Source organism: Streptomyces solitudinis (genome assembly GCF_036323765.1).
GTDB lineage: Bacteria > Actinomycetota > Actinomycetes > Streptomycetales > Streptomycetaceae > Streptomyces.
This window is the reverse complement of the sequence record NZ_JAZDCW010000005.1, coordinates 449,111-474,289: the sequence shown is the minus strand read 5'-3', so window position 1 is coordinate 474,289 and position 25,179 is coordinate 449,111. Positions and strand designations below refer to the sequence as shown.

Sequence of the window (25,179 nt, the reverse complement as noted above, 5' to 3'; positions counted from 1 at the left end):
CCGGGGGCGCCTCCGGTCTGTCGGGGCAACACCGGCACATCGCCGCGGCGGGTGGTGGGTCAGGTGGTGGCCGGGTGGGGGTCGCGGCGGGTGGCCCGGCGGGCGAACAGGTAGGCGGCGCAGGCGGCGGGGACGTTCATCAGGACCCCGTACAGCGCCGGCGGTACCGCGATCGTGGCGTTGTCCAGCAGCGTGACGGCGACGGTGATGGCCAGGGCGCTGTTGTGGATGCCGATCTCCATGGCGGACGCGATCGACTGGGCGCGGCTGATGCCCAGCAGTTTCGGCACCCCGTAGCCGACGGCCAGGCTCATCACGCACAGCAGCAGCGTCGCGGAGCCGATGAGGAGCAGGTGGTCCCGCGCGCTGTCCCAGCCCTGCACCATGGCGGCGGCGACGACACCGGCGAGCACGGCGATCGAGGCGCGCTTGACCGGACGGCGCAGCTTCTCGGTGGCGACCGGGCGGCGGCGCCGGAGCAGCATGCCCAGCGCGACGGGCAGCAGGACCAGGGCGCAGACCTGGAGCATCTTCCCCGGCTGGAGGCCCAGGCCCGCGTCGTCGCCCATGAAGTGCGCGACGGACAGGTTGACGACGACCGGCAGCGTGACGATGGCCAGGACCGAGTTGACGGCGGTGAGGCTGATGTTCAACGCCACGTCACCCCCGGCGACGTGGCTGTAGAGGTTCGCCGTGGTGCCGCCGGGCGAGGCGGCGAGCAGCATCATGCCCACGGCCAGTTCCGGGGCGAGGCCGAGCGCGTGCACGAGGCCGAGGCACAGCAGCGGCAGGACGACCGTCTGGCAGGCCAGTGAGATGACGGCCGCACGGGGGACGGTGGCCACGCGTACGAAGTCCTGCACGGTGAGGGAGAGGCCGAGCCCGAACATGATGACCGCGAGGGCCGCGGGCAGGCCGATGGTGAAGACGGCAGAATCCATGGTCCTTCCAAGGGGACGGGAGCGCCACGCCGGGCGGAAACAGGCAGCCAGCATGGGTCACCGCGGCGGCGGCGGGAAGGGCGCCGCCGTCACTTCACCGCTGTCACGTCACTGCCGTCACTGCCGTCCCTGTTGACACTGCCGTCACTTCCGCGGCCGACAGTCCCGGCCGTCCCGGGAAGCCCGTCCGGGCCCAGGCGGGCGCAGCACGGTGCCCCGGCCCGCATCGCGGACCGGGGCACCGGGTTCTGCGCGGATTCCCGGGGTCAGCCGCAGCCGCCCCCGCACTGGCAGGAGCCGCCGGACTGGCACCCGCAACTGCACCCGGGACCGCAGCCGCACGACCGCAGCGGAGCCCCGGGGCGGTGGGAGCTGTGGAGATTCGTCACGTCCAGGATCTTTCGCGCCTTGCGCAACACGGCATTCCTCCTCGGACCGGTACGCCCAGGGAAGCCCCGGCCCGCCGGGCGCGTCAACGGCGCGCAGGGGCACGTGACGGCCCCGGGGCGGCGCGCCCGGAGCGCCGTGCGCGCCGGTGCCCGCCGTGCGCGCCTCAGCCCGCGGACGGCTTGTCGGCGGGTGCGTCGGCGGGCGTGTCGATGGCCGCGACGGCCGCCGCCGGGTCCAGCTCGTCGGCGTAGTCGCCGGTGACCAGGTACACCACGCGGCGGGCGACGGAGACGGCGTGATCGGCGAAGCGCTCGTAGTAGCGCCCGAGCAGCGTCACGTCCACGGCCGTCTCGATGCCGTGCCGCCAGCGGTCGTCGATCAGGTGCTGGAACAGCTTGCGGTGCAGGTCGTCGATCTGGTCGTCGTCCTGTTCGAGCTGGAGCGCCAGGTCGACGTCCTTGGTGACGATGATCTCCGCCGCCTTGGCCATCAGCCGCTGCGCGAGCTGGCCCATCTCCAGGAGCGTCGCCTGGAGCTCACGCGGGACGGCGGACTCGGGGAAGCGCAGCCGAGCCACCTTGGCGACGTGCTTCGCCAGGTCGCCCGACCGCTCCAGGTCGGCGCTCATCCGCAGTGAGGTGACGACGATCCGCAGGTCCGTGGCGACGGGCTGCTGGCGGGCCAGCAGCTGGATGGCCCGGGTCTCCAGGCCGCGCTGGAGGTCGTCCACCTTGTCGTCACCGGCGATGACACTCTCGGCGAGCTGGAGGTCCGCGTCGAGCATGGCCGTCGTGGCCCGGCCGATCGCGGAACCGACGAGCCGGGCCATATCGACCAGGCTGTCGCCGATCGCATCCAGCTCCTCGTGGTACGCGTCCCGCATGGCAGTCCTTCCCTCGCTCTTCGGCCTGGTGGTGCAGCGCGCAAGTGTTCCCACGCTTGTTCCCACGCTCTGGCGGGAAAACGTCGGAAGCGGCCCCGGCGCGTGAACCGGTATCGTCCTTCAAGTGAACTCTGGGAGTCTGCCCGGCGGGGCGCCGGTGAGACCTCCGACGGTGCGCGGAGCCCGTGGAGGATGCGCGGAGAGCACCGGAGTCCTTTGACCGTATCCTCCCCGAACGCGGCTTCCGGCGCGCGGGCAGTGAACCGGTGCCGACCTCACGGTGAACTCTGGGGGACGACTGTTCGAGTGGGGGCGGCTGGCCTGTGAGCGGCCTCCCGGGCCCGCTTAACCTGGGGGCATGGACGTGAACGCGGCGGTCGCCGCAGTGGCAGCGGTCGCCGGTGTGTGCACCGGCGCCATCGCCGTCCTCGCGTTCCGCTTCAGCGAACGCGAACAGGCCCGCCCCAGCCGGTCCTCCCTGCACACCGAGCCCGTCCTGCCCCCGGGGGTGGACACCGTGCTGTCGGTGCTGCGCTCCTCGGCCGTCGTCCTGGACGAGCAGGACGCCGTGGTGAAGGCCAGCTCGGCGGCGTACGCGCTCGGACTGGTGCGCGGCGGGCGGCTGGCGGTGGAGCCCATGCTCCAGATGGCGCGCGAGACGCGGCGGGACGGCGAGATACGGCAGGTCGAGCTGGACCTCGCCCGGCGCGGCAGAGGGGACGCCCTCGCGGTGTCCGCCCGTGTGGCGCCGCTGGGCTCCCGGCTGGTGCTGCTGCTGGTGGAGGACCTCACCGAGGCCCGCCGCATCGAGGCCATCCGCCGCGACTTCGTGGCCAACGTCAGCCACGAGCTGAAGACGCCGGTCGGCGCGCTGTCCCTGCTCTCCGAGGCCGTCATGGACGCCAGCGACGACCCGGAGGCCGTGGAGCGCTTCGCGGGACGCATGCAGATGGAGGCCACCCGGCTCACCAACCTCGTCCAGGAGCTGATCGACCTCTCCCGGGTGCAGAACGACAACCCGCTGGAGGACTCCGAGCCGGTCGCCGTCGAGCAGCTCGTGGGCGAGGCCATCGACCGGTGCCGGCAGGGCGCCGGGGCCAAGCAGATCACCATGGCCTCGGGCGGCGGCGAGGGGCTGTACATCTTCGGCCACCGCGGCCAGCTCGCGGCGGCGCTGGGCAACCTGGTCGAGAACGCCGTCAACTACTCCCCGCCGCGCACCCGCGTCGGGGTCGCCGCCCGCCGGGTGGCCGCACCCGGCGGCGACATGATCGAGATCGCGGTCACCGACCAGGGCATGGGCATCGCCGACAAGGACAAGGACCGGATCTTCGAGCGGTTCTACCGCGTCGACCCCGCCCGCTCCCGGGCCACCGGCGGCACCGGTCTCGGCCTCGCCATCGTCAAGCACGTCGCCGCCTCGCACGGCGGCGAGGTGACCGTGTGGAGCGCCGAGGGCCAGGGCTCCACCTTCACCCTCCGCCTCCCCGAGGCGGGCAGCGCCCGCGAGCGGGCCGAGGAGAGCCGCCGCAACCGCACCCGGCTCAGCGGCGCCCTCCAGGAGCCTTCCCGCTACGCCGACGACGGGGGTGCCGACGACGAGGCGGACGCGGTGGAGGCCGTCGAGCCGGTCGGCCCGGTCACGCCCCTGGCGTCCGACGACTACGGCACCACGGCCGCCTCCGGCCGCACCGCCCCCCACGGCACGGGCCGCCCCGCACCCCCCCACTCCTCTGACGGCCCCGAAGGCACCGTCAGGGGGCGGCCTTACGAGACCTTCACCCGTGAACCGCTCTCAGCCCCGGAGGTCCGACCGTGACCCGAGTGCTCGTCGTCGAGGACGAGGAATCGTTCAGCGACGCGCTGTCCTACATGCTCCGCAAGGAGGGCTTCGAGGTCGCCATCGCGGCGACCGGGCCCGACGGCCTGGACGAGTTCGAGCGCAACGGCGCCGATCTGGTCCTGCTCGACCTCATGCTGCCGGGCCTGCCCGGCACCGAGGTCTGCCGGCAGCTGCGCAGCCAGAGCAACGTCCCCGTCATCATGGTCACGGCGAAGGACAGCGAGATCGACAAGGTCGTCGGGCTGGAGATAGGGGCCGACGACTACGTCACCAAGCCGTTCTCCTCCCGCGAGCTGGTCGCCCGCATCCGCGCCGTGCTGCGCCGCCGGGGCGAGCCGGAGGAGGCCGCGCCCGCCGCCCTGGAGGCCGGGCCCGTCCGCATGGACGTGGACCGGCACGTGGTCACCGTCTCCGGCGGCAAGGTGGACCTGCCGCTCAAGGAGTTCGACCTGCTGGAGATGCTGCTGCGCAACGCGGGCCGCGTCCTCACCCGCATGCAGCTCATCGACCGGGTGTGGGGCGCGGACTACGTCGGCGACACCAAGACGCTCGACGTGCACGTCAAGCGGCTGCGCGCCAAGATCGAGCCGGACCCGGGCGCGCCGCGCTACCTGGTGACGGTGCGCGGCCTGGGCTACAAGTTCGAGCCCTGACGGACCGGGCTGCGGCGGTCCGGGCCGTGACGGTCCGGGCTGGGCGGGACGCGCGCCGCAGCCGCGCCACCCGTGACGACGGAGGACCCCCGGCCGGGCAGGGCCGGGGGTCCTCCGTCGTCGTGCGTGCTTCCGCTGCCGGGCCCGGTCCCGGACGCTGCCGTGCCGTCCGGCACGCCGCCCCGGCTCCGGCTCACCGCCGCCGCTGCGGGCGCGCGGGCCGCGGGGCCCGCGGCCCGTCGGGGAGGGCGGTGTCAGGCGGCGGGCGGCACCTCGTCCTGCCCGCCCTCGGTGCCGTCCCCGGCCTCCGTGCCCTCGGGGGTGCCCGACTCGGCGGTCCCGGGCTCCTCGGCGTCCGGCCCGGCCGTGTCCTCGCTGCCCGGCTCGCCCTCGGTACCGTCCTCCGGCTGCCCGGTGGCGTCCTCGCCGGTCGGTTCGGGGGAGGCGGCGGGGGTGGGGCCGAACTCGCCGTACGTCAGCATCGTCTCCGGGTAGACCAGCGGCCGCAGCTCGATGGAGCCGGTGGAGCTGAGCTGGAAGGTGACCGGCAGGGCCGCGCCGTCCGAGATGCCCTGCTGCCCGGCGTTCTCGACGACGGCCGACGCGTTGCCCTCGCCGCCCAGCATCAAGTGGCCACCGGCCGGGACGGTCAGCGTTCCGCCCTCGGCGGGGGACAGCTCCGCCCGCCCGGACCCGTCCCCGGTGGTGAACGTGACCGCCTGGAGCGTCTCGTCCTCGTCGCCGCCGTTGAAGATGAGTGCCGAGATGGCGGCGGGGCCCTCGCCGTCCTCGGTGGTGATGACGGAGACGTTCTGCAGCTTGATGTCGCCGACGGCCTCCGACGCGTTGTCCGGCCGGATCTGGTTCGTCTGCGCGTTCAGCCCCGCCCCGCACGCGGCCAGCGAGAGGGTCGAGAGCGCGATGGCGGCGGCGGTGACGCCGCGTCGAAGGCTGCTGCGGCTGCTGCTCACGGCGGCGCATCTCCTAGCGGTGAGTGATCGGTGCGGTGCGTGATCGGTCTGTCAGCGGCTCAGCGTACCGACACCGCCCACCGCCCCCGCACCCGACCCGCCCCGTGTGGCCCCGCCCGCGGCCCCGTCCGGGTGCCCGCCCGTGCGGACGCCCGCGTGGACGCCCGCGGGCCGCCGCCGCCCGCTCCCCGCCCGCGCGGTCCGCCCACGCCCGGACGGTCTGGTCCGGCCGCACCCGGTTGTGGGCTGGCCGGATTATCGCGCCGGGCCCCGGCGGGGATTCCCCGCAGCGAATGCGCGTGGCGTGGGAATTGATCTCCAGGAGTGTTCGCGGGTGCGTTGCACGGGGCGCCGGAGCACCGTGCTGATCAATTAGTCACGGCCGAACGGGCGACACCAATAATTCCGGCAAAACGGACATCGATGCAGGTCTTCCGGTGTGCGGGTGCCTGGTTTCCGGGCGCGGTGGGACCGGCCCCCACCTGCGAATACCCGCTTGCGCAGACGGTGCGCAGCACGATATGGGCAGTGTTGTCAAGCCCCGAGATGTGCCCTGACCTGCGAAAACGCCATTCGGGACGACCCGCTCTCGTGCTATCCTGGATAGCCACGGAAGGGGTACCTGTCACATGACGTTCAAGGTTGGCGACACCGTGGTCTATCCCCATCACGGGGCCGCGCTGATCGAGGCCATCGAAACTCGTCAGATCAAAGGCGTGGACAAGACCTACTTGGTTCTGAAGGTCGCCCAGGGCGACCTCGAAGTTCGTGTGCCGGCGGAAAACGCCGAGCTGGTCGGCGTGCGTGACGTGGTCGGCCAGGACGGGTTGGACCGGGTCTTCGAGGTGCTGCGCGCGCCGTATGCCGAGGAGCCCACCAACTGGTCGCGCCGCTACAAGGCAAACCTGGAAAAGCTCGCCTCCGGCGACGTCATCAAGGTGGCGGAGGTCGTCCGCGACCTGTGGCGCCGTGAGCGTGAGCGCGGTCTTTCCGCCGGTGAGAAGCGGATGCTCGCCAAGGCGCGGCAGATCCTGGTGAGCGAGCTGGCTCTCGCGGAGAAGACCAACGAGGACAAGGCGGAGGCCCTGCTCGACGAGGTCCTGGCGTCCTGAGTGAACCCGGCGTCCTGAGCCCCGCAGAGATGCCGGCCGCCCGGAGTACCGGAGCCGCCCGGCCGGGGAGACCCGGCTGGAGGGAGCCCGGCCGGGGAGAAGCGGAGCGCCGCCCCATGATCCCGGACGCCGTCGACACCGACGCGTGAAATGCCGCGGTGCCCGAGCGGTGGCCCTCACGGGCCGCCCTCCGGGTGCTGCGGCATCTGCGCTGTCCACCGCCGCCCGCCGGCGCCGTGGGCGTCCGCGTACAGCCGTGGTCGTATGGAGGCATGCCGGGCTCGGGCAGCCGGTTCGATCGGTTGTCACGGAAGGGACCGACCGAGGTCTCGCGCCCGGCACGCTGTGTGCCATACCCACCTCAGCCGAGGACACAAACCTGAACGTGCAACCTATGTCCGACGATCAGGCCGCGCGCCCGGGCACGGCCCCGGGCCCCGCCGTGGCCGGAACCACCCGTACCCGGACCGCCGCCGTCATTCCCGCCGCCGGGCGCGGCGTACGGCTCGGGCCCGGCGCGCCCAAGGCGCTGCGCGCCCTGGGCGGCACGCCGATGCTCGTCCACGCCGTCCGCGCCATGGCCCGCGCGCGCGACGTCACGCTCGTCGTGGTCGTCGCCCCGCCGGACGACGCCGCCGGGGTCCGGCACCTGCTGGACGCCCACCCGCTGCCCGCGTCCGCCCCCGTGGGCGCGGCGGACGTCGTCGTCGTCCCCGGCGGCCCGACCCGCCAGGACTCCGTCCGGCTCGGCCTCGCGGCGCTGCCCGAGGACGTCGGCGTCGTCCTGGTCCACGACGCCGCCCGGCCGCTGGTGCCCGCCGACACGGTGGACGCCGTCATCGCCGCCGTGCGCGCCGGGGCGCCCGCCGTCGTCCCGGCGCTGCCCGTGCCGGACACCGTCAAGCAGGTGGAGCCGCGCGGCGGCGGCGAGCCGGAGCCCGTGACCGGCACCCCGGACCGCTCGCGGCTGCGCGCCGTGCAGACGCCGCAGGGCTTCGACCGCGCCGTGCTGGCCGAGGCCCACGAGCGCATCGCCTGCGAGGGCGAGGGCGCCACCGACGACGCCGGTCTGGTGGAGCGGCTGGGCAAGCCCGTCGTGGTCGTGCCGGGACACGAGGAGGCGTTCAAGATCACCCGGCCCCTGGACCTCGTCCTGGCCGAGGCCGTGCTCCGCCGGAGGGCCAAGGATGGCTACTGACGCGCCCGTGCCGCCCGCATCGACCGTGCCGCCCACGCCGCCCGTGCTGCCGCGCGTCGGCATCGGCACGGACGTGCACGCCTTCGAGCCCGGCCGCGAGCTGTGGTGCGCGGGGCTGCTGTGGGACGCGGCGGAGTCCGGCGGCCACGGGCTGGCCGGGCACTCCGACGGCGACGTGGCGGCGCACGCCGCCTGCGACGCCCTGTTCTCCGCCGCCGGACTCGGTGACCTCGGCGCCCACTTCGGCACCGCGCGCCCCGAGTGGTCCGGTGCCTCCGGGGTCACCCTGCTGGCGGAGGCCGCCCGCATCGTCCGCGCCGAGGGCTTCGCCGTCGGCAACGTGGCGATCCAGGTCGTCGGCGTCCGGCCGAAGATCGGCAGGCGGCGGGCGGAGGCGCAGCGTGCCCTGTCGGACGCGGTCGGCGCGCCCGTCTCGGTCTCCGGCACGACGACGGACGGCCTCGGCCTCACCGGGCGCGGCGAGGGCCTCGCCGCCCTCGCCACCGCCCTGCTGTTCCGGGCCTGAGACGCCCGCACCGCACCGCCGCGCACGGGTGCCCCCCCCGCCGGGAGGCACGCGGCGCGGCGGTACCGCCGGACGCCGCGCACGGGCGGCTTCTCCGGTAGTTTCGGTTCCGGGTACGCGATCGCCGGACGAAGCACCAAAACCGGCGGGGGAACCGCTCGAAGAACCGCCGAGAGAAGGAGCACACCGTGGCAGCCGCTCTGTCCGACAACCTCAAGCAGCTCCTCGACGGCACGGTGTTCATCACCGTCGCCACCATCCAGCCCGACGGCAGGCCGCAGGTCTCCCCGGTGTGGGTGAAGCGGGACGGCGACGACCTGCTGTTCTCGACCACGGTGGGCCGCCGCAAGGAGAAGAACATGCGGCGCGACGCCCGGGTCAGCGTCGTCGTGCAGCCCGCCGACGCCCCCTACACCTACGCCGAGATCCGCGGCACGGTCGCCATGACGACCGAGGGCGGCCAGGAGCTGATCGACGAACTGTCCATGAAGTACGTCGGGAAGCCCTACGCCGAGTTCAACCCGGGCTCGGCCCAGGAGCCCGACCGGGTGGTGGTCCGCGTCACGCCGGAGAAGGTCGTCGGCATGGGCGACCTCGTCTGACGCCGTCCGGGGCACGGCCCGTGCGTGCGCGCGGGCCGTCCGGCGGGCCGTTTCCACTACCCTTGACGGGTGACTCTTCGCCTGTACGACACCAGCGCCCGGCAGATCCGTGACTTCACGCCCATCACCGAGGGCTGCGTCTCGATCTACCTGTGCGGTGCCACCGTGCAGGCCGCCCCGCACATCGGGCACATCCGCTCCGGGCTGAACTTCGACATCATGCGCCGCTGGTTCACCTACCGCGGCTACGACGTCACCTTCGTCCGGAACGTCACCGACATCGACGACAAGATCATCACCAAGGCCGCCGACCAGGGCCGCCCGTGGTGGGCCATCGGTTACGAGAACGAGCGGGCCTTCAACGACGGCTACCGGGCGCTCGGCTGCCTGCCGCCGACGTACGAGCCGCGCGCGACGGGCCACGTGCCCGAGATGACCGAGATGATGCGCGGCCTCATCGAGCGCGGTCACGCCTACGCGGCCGACGGGAACGTCTACTTCGACGTCCGCTCCTACGACCGCTACCTGGCCCTGTCCAACCAGGACCTCGACCACCTGCTCCAGCCCGCGGGCGAGGGCGAGACCGGCAAGCGCGACCCCCGCGACTTCGCCCTGTGGAAGGCCGTCAAGCCCGGCGAACCCTCCTGGGACACCCCCTGGGGGCGGGGCCGGCCCGGCTGGCACCTGGAGTGCTCGGCCATGGCCCACAAGTACCTCGGCCCCGCCTTCGACATCCACGGCGGCGGCGTGGACCTCGTCTTCCCGCACCACGAGAACGAGATCGCGCAGTCCGTCGCCTACGGGGACGACTTCGCCGCCTACTGGCTGCACAACGCCTGGGTGACGATGAGCGGCGAGAAGATGTCCAAGTCGCTGGGCAACTCCGTGCTCGTCTCGGAGATGGTCAAGCGGTGGCGGCCGATCGTCCTGCGCTACTACCTGGGCACCCCGCACTACCGGTCGATGATCGAGTACAGCGAGGACGCGCTGCGCGAGGCCGAGACGGCCTTCGCCCGCATCGAGGGCTTCATGCACCGGGCCGCCGAGCGCACCGGGTCCGTGGAGCCCGCCGCCGGCGTCCCGGCGGAGTTCGCCGCCGCCATGGACGAGGACTTCGGCGTGCCGCAGGCGCTCGCCGTCGTCCACACCACCGTCCGGCACGGCAACGCCGCCCTGACCGCCGGGGACAAGGACGCCACCGCCACCGCGCTGGCCGACCTGCGCGCCATGCTCGGCGTCCTCGGCCTCGACCCGCTCGACGCGCAGTGGGCCGCGGCCGGCGGTGACGACGGCGGGCAGCTCCACGGCGCCGTCGACTCCCTCGTCCGCCTCGTCCTGGACCAGCGCCAGGCCGCCCGCGCCCGCAAGGACTACGCGACGGCCGACGCCATCCGCGACGAACTCAAGCGCGCCGGGCTCGTCATCGAGGACACCGCGGAAGGCCCCCGCTGGGAGCTCGGCACGCCCTGACCGCGCCCCCCCCGCGCCGCCCGCCGGACGGAGCCCGGCACGGCACCTCCGGTGGCGCGGCGCACCCCACCAGACCCCATCGCACCGCAGTACGCAGAAAGAGGGACCCTCCCATGGCCGGCAACAGCCAGCGGCGCAACCGCCGCACGTCCAACAAGAAGGGCGCGCAGGTCGGCAGTGGCGGCCAGCGGCGCCGCGGCCTGGAAGGCAGGGGGCCCACGCCGCCCGCCGAGATGCGCAAGGGCCACCCGAAGCAGCGCGCCGCGCAGGCCCGCGCCCGCCGGGCGACCGGCCGGCCCGCGCCGCGCCGCGGCGGCGCCAAGGGAACGGCCGAACTCGTCGTCGGGCGCAACTCCGTCTACGAGGCGCTGCGCGACGGCGTGCCCGCCACCATGCTCTACGTCCAGCAGTACCTCGACAACGACGAGCGGGTGCGCGACGCGCTCCAGCTCGCGGGCGACCGGGGCGGCATCCACCTCATGGAGGCCCCCAAGCCCGAGCTGGACCGCATGACGAACGGGCTGAACCACCAGGGCCTCGTCCTCCAGGTGCCGCCGTACGACTACGCGCACCCCGAGGACCTGGCCGCCGCCGCCTTCGACGACGCCGAGGACCCGCTGATCGTCGCGCTCGACGGCGTCACCGACCCGCGCAACCTCGGCGCCGTCGTGCGGTCCGTCGCGGCCTTCGGGGGGCACGGCGTGGTCGTGCCCGAGCGCCGCGCCGCCGGGATGACGGCGGGCGCGTGGAAGACGTCCGCCGGTACCGCCGCCCGTACGCCGGTCGCCCGTGCCACGAACCTGACGCGGGCCCTCCAGGCGTACCAGAAGGCCGGGCTCATGGTCGTCGGGCTCGCGGCGGACGGGGAGGCCGAGATCAGCGATCTGGAGCTGCTGGACGGCCCGGTCGTCATCGTCATCGGCAGCGAGGGCAAGGGACTGTCCCGGCTCGTCAGCGAGGCGTGCGACCTGCGGGTGCGCATCCCGATGCCGGGCGGCGCCGAGTCGCTGAACGCCGGTGTGGCGGCCGGTGTCGCGCTGTACGAGGCGGCGCGCCGGCGCGGCTGACGCCCGGCCGAGGCGGCGCGCGGGCCGGGCCTCGCGGGCTTGACGGGTCGCGGACACATCGGCCCGGTCAAGGCAGTGTCTTAAGCGTCCGTCACTCGGTTAGATGAGTGTGGACACGAGAACACCCCGCACGCCCACCGGGGGAGCCCCGGGCGGTTTCTTCGACGATGAGCCGATCCTCAGCTCGGTGAAGGTGCCGAGCGACCCGGCGCAGGTCATCGTCAACAACGCGAGCTTCCGGGTGAAGCTCGCCACGCCGACGCCGCACAGCCGCGCGCTGGCCGACACCGCCCGCGTACCGGTCGTCCCCGCCCGCAGCCTTGTGCCGCTCGCCGGCGCCGTCCCGCTCGCCCGGCGCGGTGGCGCGGCGGGCGCAGGCGTGGCGGGCGCGTCGGGCGTGGCCGCCAGGCGGCGGACGCCCGTGGTGTGGAGCGGGCGCAGCGCCCCCGGCGACGTCGCGGCCACCTCGCTGCTGGACGCCGTCCGTCCCCGCGGTCTCACCGTCCCCGCGCGGTCGGCGGAGTCCGCGGCGGCGACCACGCAGGTGCTGCCCCGCGTCATCCCCGGCCGCGCCGGGCCGCCCACCGTCGTCGGACCGCGCGCGCCCGAGCCCGACGGTCACGGCCCCGGGGCGCCGGTCCGCCCCGCCGGGCGTCCGGACGACGCCCGCGACGAGCCGTTCGAGCCGTACGGCGACGGCCCGCGCGGCCACGGGCACCCGGAGCGGGACGAGGCGGCCGAACGCGCCCGGCACGCGTACTACCCGGGCCGCCGCATGAACCTCGGGGTCGTCCTGCTGCCGCTGCGGGTCTTCCTCGGCTTCATCTCCGTCTACGCGGGCATGGGCAAGCTCACGGACCCGGTCTACTTCGACGGCGGCGAGCGCGGCTCGATGGTCGCCTGGCTCGGTTCGCTCGAACCGTGGGCCATCGCCGCCCCGCTGCACGGCTTCGCCCTCGCGCACCCCGTCGCCGCCGGGCTGACCGTCGCGTTCCTCCAGGTGACCGTCGGCGTCCTCACCGTCTGCGGCCTGTGGCAGCGCGCCGCCGCGTCGCTCGGCGCGCTCCTGTCGGCGGCGCTGCTCGTGACCGTGAGCTGGCACACGGTCGCCGCCTACGACACCCCCGACATCATCTACCTCGCCGCGTGGTCGCCGCTCCTCATCGCCGGGGCGCCCGTCTACTCGCTGGACGCCCGCCTCGCCGGGGAGGCGTGGCGGCGGCTCGGGCCGCGCGCCCCGCTGGGGGAGCTGCGCCGCCGCGTCCTGCGCCGGGGCGCCGTCATGGCCGCCCTCGTGGCCGGGCTCACGCTGCTCGTCGGCTCGCTGCTCGGCAGCGCCGTGCGCTCCGCGCAGATCGCCACCGTCCCCGAGCCGGGCGAGCCGCTGCGCAACCACCTGCCGGGCTCGCCGCTGCCGCAGGACCCGGCCCGTCCCAGCCAGCGCGCCACCGCCGGGCCGACGGCGGGGGCCACCGCGGGCACCGGCGCCACGGCGGGCCCCACGCCGAGCCCCTCCGCGAGCGCCACGAGCGGCCAGAGCACCGGCACCGGTGGCGGCCCCGCGACCGGCGCCCCGGGCGGGGAGCAGACGGTGCAGGCGCCGGAGCCGCCGGCCGTGCCCGAGCCGCCCGCCCCGCCGCCCCCGGCGCCGCAGCCGAGCGTCGGCGGCACGACGGGCGGTTCCACCGGGGGCGAGCAGGACGGCTCCACGGGCGGTACCGGTGACACCGGTACCGAACCCGAGTCCGGGGCCACCGGTGACACGGACACCGGCCGGAACCCCCTGGGCGGCCTCCTGGGCTGACGCGCGCGGGGGGCGGCCGGAGCCGCCCGTACCGGACCGCCCCCTCGGGCCCGGTACGGGCGGCTCCGGCCGTCCGCGGACCATCCGCGTGCCCCCTGGGCCGGGGCCGCTCGCCGGGACGGCCGGACAGGCGGCCTCAGCGGGCGGACGGGCCGCGGTCCGGCCTCGGGGAACATCGGTACGGCGGTCATCGGTGAGAACGGTCATGGTCAGGGTGTGAGGGCGCTGACCCGGTTCTCGTACTCGCGGCGGTCCTTGCGTCGTGCCGGGACCGTTGGGAGGCCCTGCCGGAGGAGTTGACGCCTTTCCACTACTCGGTGATACCGTATAGCGGTACTCGGCACCACGCAGTACCGACCCGGGTTGAGGAGCATCCGCGATGGACGACCTGACGGAGATGCTGAAAGGCACGCTCGAAGGGTGCGTGCTCGAAATCATCGGCAGCGAGGAAACCTACGGGTACGCCATCACCCGCCGCCTGAACGAGCTCGGCTTCGCCGAGGTCATCGAGGGGACGGTGTACACCATCTTGCTGCGGCTGGAGAGAAACGGGCTCGTTCAGGTGAAGAAACGACCCTCCGGGGTTGGTCCGCCGCGCAAGTTCTACGCGCTCAACGACGCCGGACGCGAGGAACTCGCGAAGTTCTGGGCGAAATGGCAGTACCTCTCATCACGCATCGACAGACTCAAGGAGGGCGGGAGATGAACTTCTGGGAGAAGGTCACAGGCAGCGATCTCACCAGGGAATGGAAAGCGTTCGAGGCCCGGGCCGAAGTCCTGCCGGACGACTACCGGGCAGCGTGGGGGCAGATCATCGCCCACCTTCTCCCCCACGGGGACTTCACCGGTCGCAATCTGACACCGATTCTCGACTCCGCCATGGGGCTGCTGGAAGTAGCGGCGGCGGACGGCCAGAGCGTCCACGAGGTGCTCGGCGCGGACATCCGAGGCTTCTGCACCGCGCTGGCCGGCGGGGCGGGGGCCCGGACTTATCGCGACCAGTGGCGCGAGCAGTTGAACAGGAACGTCGCGAGGAAACTGAGCCGGCTGGGAGGCTGACGTGAGTATCCAGGACATCATCGAAGGCAAGAAACAGTGGCGGGCGCACGTGGCTCGGGTCAAGGCTCTCCCGCCGGACTACCAAATCGTCTACCAGGAGATGCAGAAGTACCTGTTCAAGGTCGGACCGGTCAGCCTGCCTGACGGGCCCCTGCTCCCCGGGATCGTCGACTTCTTCGAGGAGGGCGTCGCCACGGGCAAGGGGGTTGTGGAACTCATCGGGACCGACGTCGCCGCGTTCTGCGACGACCTGGTCAAGGGCTCCCCCACCTACGCGGACGTCTACCAGGCATCCGTCAGCGCGGAACCCGGCGCGGGCGAGAAGTGACGCCCCCGGCGATCACACACGGTGAGTTGTCGCGTCGCTCCAGTTGGCATGCCTCGTCACTCGGGAAATGTGAAGCCCAGCTCGCGGAGGCGGGGCAGGCAGGCTTCGAGGCACTGCTCCACGGACGCGGCATCGATACGCACGAGGATGTCGTCACGCGACGGGGCGCCACTGGCCACGAACGTCCAGGGCCTCCGCCTCTCTGCCATCCGCTCAGCATCAGCCTTGAACAACACGGTTATGCCCTGTTCGGCGAGCGCCTCCATGATCGCGGCAATGTCCACCAGTGACCCCTCCAGAAGTGGCTCGAACACACCACGGTGAACCTAACCGCACCTCAACATGCGGGCCTACCAGTCCCGGGGCCGCGGTCCGCCCGGCCGGGGGCGCGCGCCGCGCGGAGGTCCTCGGCGGCGGCTGCGAGGTCCTTGGGCGTGTCGATCGCGCGCCAGCAGGTGCCCTGGGGGAGGGGGAAGCCCGCGAGGCGGCCGTCCCTGGCCAGCTGCGGGAACGTGGTGCGCTCGTGGTCGCCGCGCTCCGGGAGGAGCCGGGTGAACTCCGGGGCGCACACGTAGACGCCCGCGTTGACCTCGTACGTCGTCGGCGGGGCCTCGACGAAGTCGGTGACCCGGCCGAAGCCGTCCGTGCGCACGGCGCCCCAGGGCAGGCGGGGCCGGGCCAGCGCGAGCGTCACCGTCGCGGCCCGCTCCGCGTGGAAGCCGGCCATGTCGCGCAGCGGGAACCGGGTCCAGACGTCACCGTTGGCGGCGTACCAGGGTTCCTCCGGGCGCGGCAGGGCGCGGGCCGCGTGGCGCAGTCCGCCGCCGCGGCCCAGCGGCTCCGGCTCGACGGCGGTCGTCACCCGCAGCGGCCCGGCGGCGCCGTGCGGCGGGTCCGTCGCGGCCAGCCACTCCTCCAGCACCGCTGCGAGGTGCCCGCAGGACACGACGACGTCGGTGACGCCTTCGTGTGCGAGCCAGGAAAGCTGGAAGCCGATGATCGGCGTCCCCGTGCCGGGGATCTCGATCATCGGCTTCGGCCGGTCGTCCGTGTGGGGCCGCAGGCGGGTGCCCTGGCCGCCGGCCAGGATCACCGCCTGCGTCGGCGGGTGGAGGCGCGGATCGTCTGCCATGGCCCGCACGGTAGCGGGGCACGGCCCGGGTCAGCGGGCGTCCGCCACGCCCGCCGCGAACGACGTGTCGCACACCGGGCGGGAGAACCGCTGCGCCCGGTGCGCCGCCCCGTACTTCTGGACGGCGGCCCGGCCCAGCGCCCGCGCGATGTCCACGCAGTGCCGCGCGAGGGAGGGTCGCTGCTCCACGGCCCGCTGGAGGCTGGTGAGCGCCTCGCCCGGGTCCTTCTCCCGGAGCTGGGCGACCAGCCGGTCCCGCAGCAGCTCGTGCGGGGCGCGCTCCGCCGTCGCCGGGCTGGACGCCCGTTCCGCGGACGCCGTGAGCACCTGGCTGTCGGTGGGCGGGCCGGCCCACGGGACACTGGCCACCGCGAGCGTCCCGGAGAGGACCAGGACGACCGGAAGGACAAGGGCGAGACTTCTGCCGATACGGCGCACTGCCTGATTCACTGGTGTCTTCCTCGCGAAGGGAGTCCCCCGGCACTGCCGGGGGTGGTCGGGCACCCCGCAGAAGGGGCCGCACCAGATGGTAGCGAGGAGTAGTGGCACGGAGACAATCGGTCACTCTGATGAGGGAATGATTCGTGGTTTCGCCGCCCTGCGTGTTGACGCCATTGCGGCAAAACGCCCGGAGGGGCCGGATGCGCTCGGCATCCGGCCCCTCCGGGCGTCTGCGCTGTGTCAGTCGCTGAGCCGCTCGCCCGAGGAGGTGGCGAACACGTGCGACTCGCCGCTGCGCGGCAGGACGTGGATCTCGGAGCCCTTCTCCGGCACCCCGCGCCCGTTGACGCGCACGACCAGCTCCTTGTCCTCGCCGCCGAGGCGGGCGGTGCCGTAGACGAAGGCGTCCGCGCCCAGCTCCTCGACCACGTTGACCGTGACCGCGAGGCCCGCGGGCTGGTCCTTGGCCAGGCCCTGGCCACTGCCGTCCACCAGGTCGAAGTGCTCGGGCCGGACGCCGACCGTCACCGTCTTGTCGCCCATGTCCGCGGCGCCGGCCACGGCCTCGCGCTCCACGGGCACCACGCTGTTGCCGAACATCACGCCGCCCTCGGTGATCGGCACCTCGACGAGGTTCATGGCCGGGGAGCCGATGAAGCCCGCGACGAACACGTTCGCCGGCTTGTCGTACATCTGCCGGGGCGAGTCCACCTGCTGGAGCAGCCCGTCCTTGAGCACCGCGACGCGGTCGCCCATGGTGAGCGCCTCGACCTGGTCGTGCGTGACGTACACCGTCGTCACGCCGAGCCGCCGCTGGAGGCTCGCGATCTGCGTACGCGTCTGCACGCGCAGCTTCGCGTCGAGGTTCGACAGCGGCTCGTCCATGAGGAAGACCTGCGGCTCCCGGACGATGGCGCGGCCCATGGCGACGCGCTGCCGCTGGCCGCCGGAGAGCGCCTTGGGCTTGCGCTCCAGGTACTCGGTGAGGTCCAGGATCTTCGCGGCGTCCTCGACCTTCTGCCGGATCTCCGCCTTCGGCACGCCCGCGATCTTCAGCGCGAAGCCCATGTTCTGGGCGACGGACATGTGCGGGTACAGCGCGTAGTTCTGGAACACCATGGCGATGTCCCGGTCCTTCGGCGGCAGGTGGGTGACGTCGCGGTCACCGATGCGGATCGCTCCGCCGTTGACGTCCTCCAGACCCGCGAGCATCCGCAGGGAGGTCGACTTGCCGCAACCGGAGGGACCGACGAGGACGAGGAACTCGCCGTCCTCGATCTCGATGTCGAGCTGGTCGACGGCGGGCTTCTCGCTGCCCGGGTAGACCCGGGTCGCCTTGTCGTACGTGACCGTGGCCATGCTGTTGTGTCTCCTTCACCGGCAGGAACGTGCCGGACGATCCGAGTGGAAGGGGGAGCGCTGCGAACATGCGAACGCCCGGTGACGTTAACCCGCCGACCACGTGTTTGTCAGTACCCGGCTCCCGGCGGCCGCTGGCGGGACACCCGGCGGCTCCCGGCGTCCCCACGGGCGGGACCCGGCGACCCCGGATCGCCCGGGCCCGGGGGAGGGGCCTGTGTAGAGTGGTGCCGCCCCTGCGCCGGGGCGCCGTGTCACCGCCCTGCCCGCCGCCTTAGCTCAGCTGGTCAGAGCAGCTGTCTTGTAAACAGCAGGTCGTCGGTTCGAATCCGACAGGCGGCTCGACGGACGAAGGCCGGGCCGGACGCCGTCCGGTCCGGCCTTCGTGCTGCCGGGGTCACTGCGCGAGGGGCGGGTTCGCGTGGCGCACGAGTTCGAGCGCCTGTTCGGCGAACCAGCCGCCCGCGTCCGGCGCCACCGTGCCGCGCTCGGGGTCCTGCGGCCCTTCGGTGCCGCGCAGGCACGGCCCGTCCGACTCGCCGGGGATCTTGATCCACAGGTGGGCGTCGATCAGCGGCCCGTCGGTCCCCTCGGTGGCCGGGCGCCTGCCCAGCCCGCGGCCCGGCGGGTTGCACCACTCCTGGGCGTCGGTGTACTTCCCGGCCGGCGGCGTCCACGGCCCCCGGCCGTTGCGGCTGGTGTCGGTGACGAAGTGCGGCTGCCCGGCCGGCCCGGTGGTGACGTTCGCGGCCAGCCACCTGTCGGCCTCGGCCGTGTCCGTCCGCTGACCGGGGCAGTCGGCCGGATCGCCGCCGTCCCGCGCGTAGCCCAGGCAGCCGGAGACGAGCCTGCCGTACCGGGCCAGCTCCGCGTCGCCGCGGTGGTTGGCCACGTTGAGGTGGAAGCCCCTGGCCCGGGCGGCACCGGCCCGGAGCAGCCGGGGGACGATGGTGCCGACGCTGTGCCAGCCGCTGTGGCCCGCGTCCAGGTAGACCGTGGTGCCGGGGTTGCCGGACAGGGCGTCCACGGCGTGGTTCAGCTCGGTGTAGCGGGCCGCCGTCAGCGTGCCCCCGGCGTCGTCCCGGCCGCAGTCGGACGGCAGCAGGGCCAGGGAGTCGGGTTCCAGGACGACGGCCGCCCGCCGCGTGCCGATGCCCTTGGCGACCTCGTCGATCCACGCCGTGTAGGCGGCGGTGTCCGCGGCGCCGCCGGCCGAGTACTGGGAGCAGTCGCGGCCCGGGATGTTGTACAGGACGAGCACGGGCAGGGCCCCCTCGCGCGCCGCGTCCCGCACGACCCGGCGGACGTCGTTCGCCACGCGGCCGGTGGCCGTCCCGCTGAACCAGACGGCCTGCGGCGTGCCCGCCATGCGGGCGATGGCGGTGGCGTCCCCGGCCCGTCCGGCGCGGCGCAGCGCGTCGGCCTGCTTCAGGGCCCCGGCGCTGGCGGGCGGGACGTACAGCCGGTTCTCCCCGGCGGCCTCCGGCGGCTCGGCGGTGCCGCCCGGACCTCCCGGGCCACCCGGGCCGCCGGTGCTTCCGGCGCCGGCGAGCAGCGCCAGGGCGGCGGCGGCTCCGGTGAGGTGTCTCCATGACGGTGTGCGCACTGCGGCTCCTGTTCTCGGGGTGCGGAGGAGCGCCCCGGCGGCCGGGGTGTGACGCGGATCACAGGCGGGGGTGTGGTGGAGGCGATGATTTTGGAGGGGGAGGGGCGTCAGTCCCGGCATACACCTGAGCGAGAACGAGGAGCGGTTCCCATGCGCATCGTGGTCAGCGAGTTCATCAGCCTGGACGGTGTCGTGCAGGCGCCGGGCGGTGCCGAGGAGGACACCGACGGCGGTTTCGCCCACGGCGGCTGGTCGCACCCGTTCTTCGACCCGGAGGTGGTGGGCGGCGCCTTCGACGAGGCGTTGAAGAACGCCGAAGGGCTGCTGTTCGGACGCCGTACGTGGCAGACGATGGCCGGCGCGTGGCCCGAGCGGGCCGGTGACCCGTTCGCCGACCGGATGAACGCCATCCGCAAGTACGTCGTGACGCGGTCCCTGGGCGAGGCCGAGCTGACGTGGGAGAACACCGTCCGCATCCCCGGCGGGGAGGCCGTCCCGCGCGTCCGCGAGCTGCGCGACGGTCCGGACGGCGGCGACCTGGTGGTCATGGGCAGCCCCACCCTCGTGCGCACCCTCCTGGCCGAGGGGCTGGTCGACGAGCTGCGGCTCGTCGTCATGCCGGTGATCCTCGGCGGCGGCAAGGGCATCTTCCCCGCCGACGGCGGGCTGCGGACGCTGGAGCTGGTCTCGACGGCCGTCGGCCCCCTGGGCGCGCAGGTGTGCGTCTACCGTCCGGCGGCCGCGGGGTGATCCGCTGGGACCCCCGGGCCGCCGGACGGACGCGCCGCAGGTCACCGGGGGTGCGCTCACCCGGATGGCGGTGTCCGGGTGGGCTGGGCCGGACGGGTGAGCGCATCGTGGACGCATGTGGTCTCGGAGGTACGTGCTGGCGGCGGCGATGCTGCCGCTCGCACTGCTGGTGACGTGGGACGCTCCGGAGCGGGAGACCGTGACGGAGCGGGGAACGGACGTGTCCGCGACGCGTCCGGCCGCCCCCCGGCCCGCCATCGTGGGACGGCTGGCGTGGCGGGCGGAGGAGGCCCGGGAGCCGGCCGACTACACCGAGAGCGTGGAGGCCGTCTTCGTCCACCACACGAACCATCCGAACGAGTACGACTGCGCGAAGGACGTGCCGGGGATGCTGCGCTCGATGCAGGAGGACCACATCGAGGGCAAGGGGTGGGACGACCTCGGCTACAACTTCGTCGTGGACCGCTGCGGCAACGTGTACGAGGGGCGCGCGGGCGGCGCGGACAAGGCGGTGGAGGGCGCCCACACCAAGGGGTTCAACGCCCGCAGCGTCGGCATCGGGGCGCTCGGCCACTTCGGGGCGGGCGAGGAGGTGCCGCGGCCGATGCTGGAGGCCATCGCGGCGGTGGCGGCGTGGAAGCTGCGGCCTGGGGTGGACCCCCGGGGGCGGGCCCGGATGGTGTCCACGAACGACGCCAGCCGGTACTCCAAGGGCACGGCCGTGCGGCTGGACGTGATAGCCGGGCACCGGGACGGCTACCACACCGACTGCCCCGGCGACGCGCTGTACGAGGCGCTGCCCCGGCTGCGGGAGCTGACGGCGCGGCTGCGGGACGAGGGGTGACCGGCGCGGGCGGCACCCGGCCAGGCCCGGTTCCGGCCCCGGCCGGGCGGGCCGTGTGGCCGGGACCGGTGACGCGGGCCGCCTGCCCGGACGCCGGGGACTCCGGAGACGCCGGGGGCTCCGGGGACTCCGGGAACGACGCGGTCCGCGAGGGTGTCGGTGCCCGCCGTCACCATGGGCCCATGAGCCGCCGCACCCCGCCCGCACACGCCGCCGCGCCCCGGCGCCGTGGCGCGCCCGAACCCGTCCGTCCGCCGCAGTTCGTCCTGCCCGCCCTGCACCCGTACACCGGGCCGCTGGAGCCCGAGGGGGACTACGACGGCCTCCGGTTCCACGGCCTGGACCTCTCCGGCGGCCACGGACCGGGCGCCCGCTTCCTGGACTGCGGGCTGTACGGCGTCACCCTGGACGAGGCCGGTCTGCGCGGCGCCCGGTTCACGGACTGCGCCCTGCACGCGGTGCGCGGCGTGGGCACCGACCTGGCCGACGCGCAGTTGCGCGACGTCGAGCTGCGCGACGCCCGGTTCGGCGGGGCCCAGCTCCACGGCGCCGCGCTCACCCGCGTCGCCTTCCGGGGCGGCAAGCTGGACTTCCTCAACCTCCGCACGGCCCGCCTCACCGACGTGGCGTTCGAGAACTGCGTCCTCACCGAGCCCGACTTCGGCGGGGCCCGGCTCACCCGCGTCACCTTCTCCGGCTGCGTCGTGCGCGACGCGGACCTCACGTCGGCCACCCTCGCCGACGTCGACCTGCGGGGCTGCGCGGAACTGGGTCTCGCCCGTGGCCTGGACCGGCTGTCCGGCGCCGTCGTGAGCCCCGCGCAGCTCATGGACCTCGCCCCCGCCCTCGCCGCCCAGCTCGGCGTGCGCGTCCTGGGCTGACCGGCGCGAACGTCACCGGTGTCTCGGCGGCCGAGAAGGCGCCTCCGCCGGAGGACCTGCGGGCCACCGTCACGTCGGCCCCGGGCGTGACCGTCCCGGTGAACGGTTCCGCACGTCCCGCGGTGGACGTCACCGACACCGGACGCACCCGCATCGGGACGCAGAACGTCACCCGCACGTCACCTTCCGCTTCGGTGACGTCGCCAGCGGCAACGGCGACTACAAGCTCCAGTAACCGCATCCGCGCCGCCGTGCCGTCCCTCCGCCGGGGCGGCACGGCGGACCGGTGCGCGGACACCCCTCCCCGCCGCCGCCCGGACCCGGTAGCGTGCGGCCCGTCCCGGTGGGCGCACCGCCGTCACCCGGCGTCCGTGATCACCGCGAAGGAGCGCCCAGGCATGAGTGTCGAGTTCCTCCTCACCTCGCTCGTCATCGTCGTCTCACCCGGCACGGGGGCGCTCTACACGATCGCCACCGGCCTCTCCCAGGGCTTCCGCGCCAGCGTCGTGGCCGCGTTCGGCTGCACGCTCGGCATCGTGCCGCACATGGCGGCCGCCATCGCCGGACTGGCCGCCGTCCTGCACACCAGCGCCGTCGCCTTCGAGACGTTCAAGTACCTCGGCGTCGCCTACCTGCTCTACCTCGCCTGGAGCACCCTGCGCGAGCGGGGCACGCTGACGGTGGAGGACGCGGGGGAGCGGAGGAACCCGTCGGCGCTGCGGGTGACCGGCACCGCCGTCCTGGTGAACTTCCTGAACCCGAAGCTGTCCATCTTCTTCCTGGCGTTCCTGCCGCAGTTCGTGCCCGCGAACGCGGCCGGTCCGGTGCCGCGCATGCTGGAACTCAGCGCCGTCTTCATGGTGATGACGTTCGTGGTGTTCGCCGCCTACGGCTTCTTCGCCGCCGCCGTGCGGGACCACGTCGTCTCCCGCCCGAACGTCCTCGCGTGGATGCGCCGCACCTTCGCCGCCGCCTTCGTGGGGCTCGGCGCCCAACTGGCCCTCGCCGACCGCTGAACGGCGCCCGGGGAGGGCGGCGTCACACCCGGGGGTAGCGGGCCTGGAGGTCCCAGACGACGGGGTTGTGGGCGAGGTCGTCGTGCAGGTCCACCAGGTCGGCGACGAGGTCGTGCAGGAAGTCCCTGGCCTCCCGGCGCAGGTCCGCGTGCCGGAAGCTCAGCGGCGCCTCGCGCGGCGCCCAGTCGGCCTGGACGTCCACCCAGCCGAAGCGCCGCACGAAGCGCAGCCGGTCGGCGGACTCGGTGAAGTCCAGCTCGGCGCGCTGCGGGCGGGCGGCGCGGCTGCCGAGCGGGTCCCGGTCGAGCTGCTCGACGATGTCGCACAGGGCCCACGCGAAGTCCAGCACCGGGACCCAGCCCCAGGCCGTCTCCAGCTCGCGGTCGGCGTCCACGTCCGCGAGGTAGACGTCCCCGCAGAACAGGTCGTGGCGCAGGGCGCGCACGTCGGCGTCCCGGTACCGCGTCTGCGGCGGATCGGGGAACCGGCGCGAGAGCGAGTAGCCGAGGTCGATCATGCCCCGATCGTCCCACGCCCGGGAGCACCCGGGAGCACCCGGAGCGCACGGGAGCACCCGGCCGCCTCCCGGCCCCGCGCTGACCCACACTGGGAGGCATGACACGCAGCGGCGAACCATCCGAGCAGGCCGGCGGAACCGCCGGGAGCGGGCGCGGGGCCGGACTCCCCGCCGGGCTCCCCGCCGGTGAGGACGGCGGCCCCGGGCACGCGGGTGCCGGGCACGCGGACGTCGAGGACCCGGCCGCCGGGTCCTCGGGTGCCGGGCCCGCGGGTGCCGGGCGGCCGGACCCCGAGCACCTGGACGTCGTCATCGTCGGGGCCGGGCTCTCCGGCGTCGGCGCCGGCTACCGGGTGCAGAGCGAGTGCCCGGGCAAGTCGTACGCGATCCTGGAGAGCCGCGACGCGATCGGCGGCACCTGGGACCTCTTCCGGTACCCCGGCGTCCGCTCCGACTCCGACATGTACACCCTCGGCTACCCGTTCCGCCCCTGGCGCGACGACACGTCCCTCGCCGACGGCGACGTCATCCTGCGCTACATCCGCGACACCGCACGGGAGTACGGCATCGACCGCCGCATCCGGTACCGCACGAAGGTCGTCGCGGCCGACTGGTCCTCCCGGCACGCCCGCTGGACGCTCACCTGCGACGTGCGCGACCCGGACGGCACCACCCGCACGTCCGTCCTCACCTGCTCGTTCCTGTACACCTGCGCGGGCTACTACGACTACCGCGCGGGCCACGCGCCCGCCTTCCCCGGCACGGACGACTTCGCGGGCACCCTCGTCCACCCGCAGTTCTGGCCCGGGGACCTGGACTACACCGGGCGGCGCGTCGTCGTCGTCGGCAGCGGCGCGACGGCCGTCACCCTCGTGCCCGCGCTGGCCCGGCGGGCGTCACACGTGACCATGCTCCAGCGCTCCCCGACGTGGATCAGCCCGCTGCCGTCCCGCGACCGGGTCGCCGCCGCCGTCCGCCGCGTCCTGCCGCCGGGCGCGGCGCACTCGGTGGTGCGCACCAAGAACATCCTGTTCACCCTCGGCTTCTACCAGTTCTGCCGCCGCAGCCCGCGCGCCGCCCGCAAGCTCCTCACCGGGCTGGCCGCGCGGACGCTGGGGGACCGGCAGACCGTCGAGGACCACTTCACCCCCGCCTACGACCCGTGGGACCAGCGGCTGTGCGCCATCCCGGACGCCGACCTGTTCCGCGTCCTGCGCTCCGGCCGGGCCGACGTCGTCACCGACCGCGTCGACACCTTCGTACCCGAGGGCATCCGGCTGGCGTCCGGGAAGGTGCTGGAGGCGGACGTCGTCGTCACCGCGACGGGCCTGTCGCTGCTGGCCTTCGGCGGCATGGAACTGGCCGTGGACGGGCAGCCCTTCGACGTCGCGCAGTCGTGGATCTACCGGGGCGCCATGCTGTCGGGCCTGCCCAACTTCGCGGCCTGCGTCGGCTACTCCAACGCGTCGTGGACACTGCGCGCCGACCTGTCCTCGCGGCTCGTGTGCAAGGTCATCAACCACCTCGACCGGAACGGCTACGCGGCGGCCGTCCCGCGCCCCGACGCGGGGATGGTCCAGCGGCCCCTGCTGGACCTCAGCTCCGGCTACATCCAGCGGTCCATCGCCCGGTTCCCCAAGCAGGGCAGCCGCAGGCCGTGGACGGTGCCGCAGAACTACCTCGTCGACGCGGCCACCACCCTGCGCGGCGACCTGGGCGAACACCTCGAACTGCTGCCGCCCCCGCCGCCCGCCGCCGTGCCCCGCGCCCGCACCGGCGGGTGAGC

The 25,179-nt window shown here is 74.0% G+C and carries 26 protein-coding genes and 1 tRNA gene; 18 read left to right on the top strand and 9 right to left on the bottom strand.

Going from position 1 to position 25,179, the window contains the following annotated elements; translation table 11 throughout:
* Positions 1 to 59: 59 nt before the first annotated feature.
* Together V1J52_RS16230 and phoU are read right to left on the bottom strand one after the other, a co-directional pair.
* Positions 60 to 941 (bottom strand): bile acid:sodium symporter family protein, encoded by an 882-nt coding sequence (locus V1J52_RS16230; RefSeq protein ID WP_330140514.1) that lies wholly within the window; start codon positions 939 to 941, stop codon positions 60 to 62.
* 553 nt (positions 942 to 1,494) lie between these two features.
* A complete protein-coding gene (gene phoU, locus V1J52_RS16225; protein WP_330140513.1) occupies positions 1,495 to 2,214 on the bottom strand; it encodes a phosphate signaling complex protein PhoU in 720 nt (239 codons plus the stop codon).
* 358 nt (positions 2,215 to 2,572) lie between these two features.
* Between phoU and V1J52_RS16220 the strand changes: the two genes are divergently transcribed.
* Both V1J52_RS16220 and phoP read left to right on the top strand, forming a co-directional pair.
* On the top strand, positions 2,573 to 4,033 hold the full coding sequence (locus tag V1J52_RS16220) for a sensor histidine kinase (protein WP_330140512.1): 1,461 nt from the start codon (positions 2,573 to 2,575) through the stop codon (positions 4,031 to 4,033).
* On the top strand, positions 4,030 to 4,710 hold the full coding sequence (gene phoP, locus V1J52_RS16215; protein ID WP_330140511.1) for a two-component system response regulator PhoP: 681 nt from the start codon (positions 4,030 to 4,032) through the stop codon (positions 4,708 to 4,710). The genes V1J52_RS16220 and phoP overlap by 4 nt, the downstream gene beginning before the upstream one ends.
* A gap of 254 nt (positions 4,711 to 4,964) precedes the next feature.
* Here the strand turns inward: phoP and V1J52_RS16210 are convergent, their stop codons facing one another.
* Positions 4,965 to 5,681 (bottom strand): DUF461 domain-containing protein, encoded by a 717-nt coding sequence (locus V1J52_RS16210; protein ID WP_330140510.1) that lies wholly within the window; start codon positions 5,679 to 5,681, stop codon positions 4,965 to 4,967.
* A 629-nt stretch (positions 5,682 to 6,310) separates the two neighbouring features.
* Here V1J52_RS16210 and V1J52_RS16205 point away from each other — a divergent pair.
* The 10 genes from V1J52_RS16205 to V1J52_RS16160 all read left to right on the top strand — a co-directional run bounded on the left by V1J52_RS16205 (position 6,311) and on the right by V1J52_RS16160 (position 14,847).
* Entirely contained in the window at positions 6,311 to 6,793 is a 483-nt protein-coding gene (locus V1J52_RS16205) for a CarD family transcriptional regulator (protein ID WP_330140509.1), read from the top strand.
* Between the two features lie 394 nt (positions 6,794 to 7,187).
* The gene (gene ispD / locus V1J52_RS16200) at positions 7,188 to 7,991 is read left to right on the top strand and encodes a 2-C-methyl-D-erythritol 4-phosphate cytidylyltransferase (RefSeq protein WP_330140508.1); all 804 of its coding nucleotides are present in this window, start codon (positions 7,188 to 7,190) and stop codon (positions 7,989 to 7,991) included.
* Positions 7,981 to 8,517 (top strand): 2-C-methyl-D-erythritol 2,4-cyclodiphosphate synthase, encoded by a 537-nt coding sequence (gene ispF / locus V1J52_RS16195; protein WP_330140507.1) that lies wholly within the window; start codon positions 7,981 to 7,983, stop codon positions 8,515 to 8,517. The genes ispD and ispF overlap by 11 nt, the downstream gene beginning before the upstream one ends.
* 188 nt (positions 8,518 to 8,705) lie before the next feature.
* Complete coding sequence (locus tag V1J52_RS16190) at positions 8,706 to 9,119, top strand: PPOX class F420-dependent oxidoreductase (protein ID WP_330140506.1); 414 nt, start codon at positions 8,706 to 8,708, stop codon at positions 9,117 to 9,119.
* A gap of 69 nt (positions 9,120 to 9,188) precedes the next feature.
* Complete coding sequence (gene cysS / locus V1J52_RS16185) at positions 9,189 to 10,589, top strand: cysteine--tRNA ligase (RefSeq protein WP_330140505.1); 1,401 nt, start codon at positions 9,189 to 9,191, stop codon at positions 10,587 to 10,589.
* 113 nt (positions 10,590 to 10,702) lie between these two features.
* Positions 10,703 to 11,656, top strand: a complete 954-nt coding sequence (gene rlmB / locus V1J52_RS16180) for a 23S rRNA (guanosine(2251)-2'-O)-methyltransferase RlmB (protein ID WP_330140504.1) — start codon at positions 10,703 to 10,705, stop codon at positions 11,654 to 11,656.
* 103 nt (positions 11,657 to 11,759) lie between these two features.
* Positions 11,760 to 13,460 (top strand): DoxX family protein, encoded by a 1,701-nt coding sequence (locus V1J52_RS16175; RefSeq protein ID WP_330140503.1) that lies wholly within the window; start codon positions 11,760 to 11,762, stop codon positions 13,458 to 13,460.
* A gap of 379 nt (positions 13,461 to 13,839) precedes the next feature.
* A complete protein-coding gene (locus V1J52_RS16170) occupies positions 13,840 to 14,166 on the top strand; it encodes a PadR family transcriptional regulator (RefSeq protein WP_330140502.1) in 327 nt (108 codons plus the stop codon).
* Positions 14,163 to 14,519: a DUF1048 domain-containing protein gene (locus tag V1J52_RS16165; protein WP_330140500.1), complete on the top strand. Its 357-nt coding sequence runs from the start codon at positions 14,163 to 14,165 to the stop codon at positions 14,517 to 14,519. The genes V1J52_RS16170 and V1J52_RS16165 overlap by 4 nt, the downstream gene beginning before the upstream one ends.
* A gap of 1 nt (position 14,520) precedes the next feature.
* Positions 14,521 to 14,847, top strand: coding sequence for a DUF1048 domain-containing protein (locus V1J52_RS16160; RefSeq protein WP_330140499.1), 327 nt, complete (start codon positions 14,521 to 14,523; stop codon positions 14,845 to 14,847).
* 56 nt (positions 14,848 to 14,903) lie between these two features.
* On the opposite strand, the gene V1J52_RS16155 is transcribed toward V1J52_RS16160, so the two are convergent.
* The 4 genes from V1J52_RS16155 to V1J52_RS16140 form a co-directional block, all read right to left on the bottom strand.
* Positions 14,904 to 15,161: a hypothetical protein gene (locus V1J52_RS16155; protein WP_330140498.1), complete on the bottom strand. Its 258-nt coding sequence runs from the start codon at positions 15,159 to 15,161 to the stop codon at positions 14,904 to 14,906.
* A 23-nt stretch (positions 15,162 to 15,184) separates the two neighbouring features.
* Positions 15,185 to 15,979, bottom strand: coding sequence for a nucleotidyltransferase family protein (locus V1J52_RS16150; RefSeq protein WP_330140497.1), 795 nt, complete (start codon positions 15,977 to 15,979; stop codon positions 15,185 to 15,187).
* Positions 15,980 to 16,009: 30 nt separating this feature from the next.
* Positions 16,010 to 16,429 carry a hypothetical protein gene (locus tag V1J52_RS16145; protein WP_330140496.1) on the bottom strand — a complete coding sequence of 140 codons (420 nt, stop codon included), beginning with the start codon at positions 16,427 to 16,429 and terminating at the stop codon, positions 16,010 to 16,012.
* A gap of 231 nt (positions 16,430 to 16,660) precedes the next feature.
* The gene (locus V1J52_RS16140) at positions 16,661 to 17,779 is read right to left on the bottom strand and encodes an ABC transporter ATP-binding protein (RefSeq protein ID WP_330140495.1); all 1,119 of its coding nucleotides are present in this window, start codon (positions 17,777 to 17,779) and stop codon (positions 16,661 to 16,663) included.
* Between the two features lie 268 nt (positions 17,780 to 18,047).
* On the opposite strand from V1J52_RS16140, the gene V1J52_RS16135 reads away from it, so the two are divergent.
* Positions 18,048 to 18,121, top strand: a tRNA-Thr gene (locus V1J52_RS16135).
* Between the two features lie 55 nt (positions 18,122 to 18,176).
* Here the strand turns inward: V1J52_RS16135 and V1J52_RS16130 are convergent.
* Positions 18,177 to 19,385: a glycoside hydrolase family 6 protein gene (locus V1J52_RS16130; RefSeq protein WP_330140494.1), complete on the bottom strand. Its 1,209-nt coding sequence runs from the start codon at positions 19,383 to 19,385 to the stop codon at positions 18,177 to 18,179.
* 150 nt (positions 19,386 to 19,535) lie between these two features.
* Between V1J52_RS16130 and V1J52_RS16125 the strand changes: the two genes are divergently transcribed.
* The 4 genes from V1J52_RS16125 (at position 19,536) to V1J52_RS16110 (ending at position 22,876) form a co-directional block, all read left to right on the top strand.
* Entirely contained in the window at positions 19,536 to 20,135 is a 600-nt protein-coding gene (locus V1J52_RS16125) for a dihydrofolate reductase family protein (RefSeq protein ID WP_330140493.1), read from the top strand.
* Positions 20,136 to 20,250: 115 nt separating this feature from the next.
* A complete protein-coding gene (locus V1J52_RS16120) occupies positions 20,251 to 20,979 on the top strand; it encodes a peptidoglycan recognition protein family protein (RefSeq protein ID WP_330140492.1) in 729 nt (242 codons plus the stop codon).
* A 182-nt stretch (positions 20,980 to 21,161) separates the two neighbouring features.
* Entirely contained in the window at positions 21,162 to 21,860 is a 699-nt protein-coding gene (locus V1J52_RS16115) for a pentapeptide repeat-containing protein (RefSeq protein WP_330140491.1), read from the top strand.
* Positions 21,861 to 22,258: 398 nt separating this feature from the next.
* Complete coding sequence (locus tag V1J52_RS16110) at positions 22,259 to 22,876, top strand: LysE family translocator (RefSeq protein WP_330140490.1); 618 nt, start codon at positions 22,259 to 22,261, stop codon at positions 22,874 to 22,876.
* Positions 22,877 to 22,898: 22 nt separating this feature from the next.
* Here V1J52_RS16110 and V1J52_RS16105 read toward each other — a convergent pair whose 3' ends face one another.
* Entirely contained in the window at positions 22,899 to 23,393 is a 495-nt protein-coding gene (locus V1J52_RS16105; RefSeq protein WP_330140489.1) for a hypothetical protein, read from the bottom strand.
* A 98-nt stretch (positions 23,394 to 23,491) separates the two neighbouring features.
* Here V1J52_RS16105 and V1J52_RS16100 point away from each other — a divergent pair, with 98 nt between their 5' ends.
* Positions 23,492 to 25,177 (top strand): flavin-containing monooxygenase, encoded by a 1,686-nt coding sequence (locus tag V1J52_RS16100; protein ID WP_330140488.1) that lies wholly within the window; start codon positions 23,492 to 23,494, stop codon positions 25,175 to 25,177.
* Positions 25,178 to 25,179: the final 2 nt, after the last annotated feature.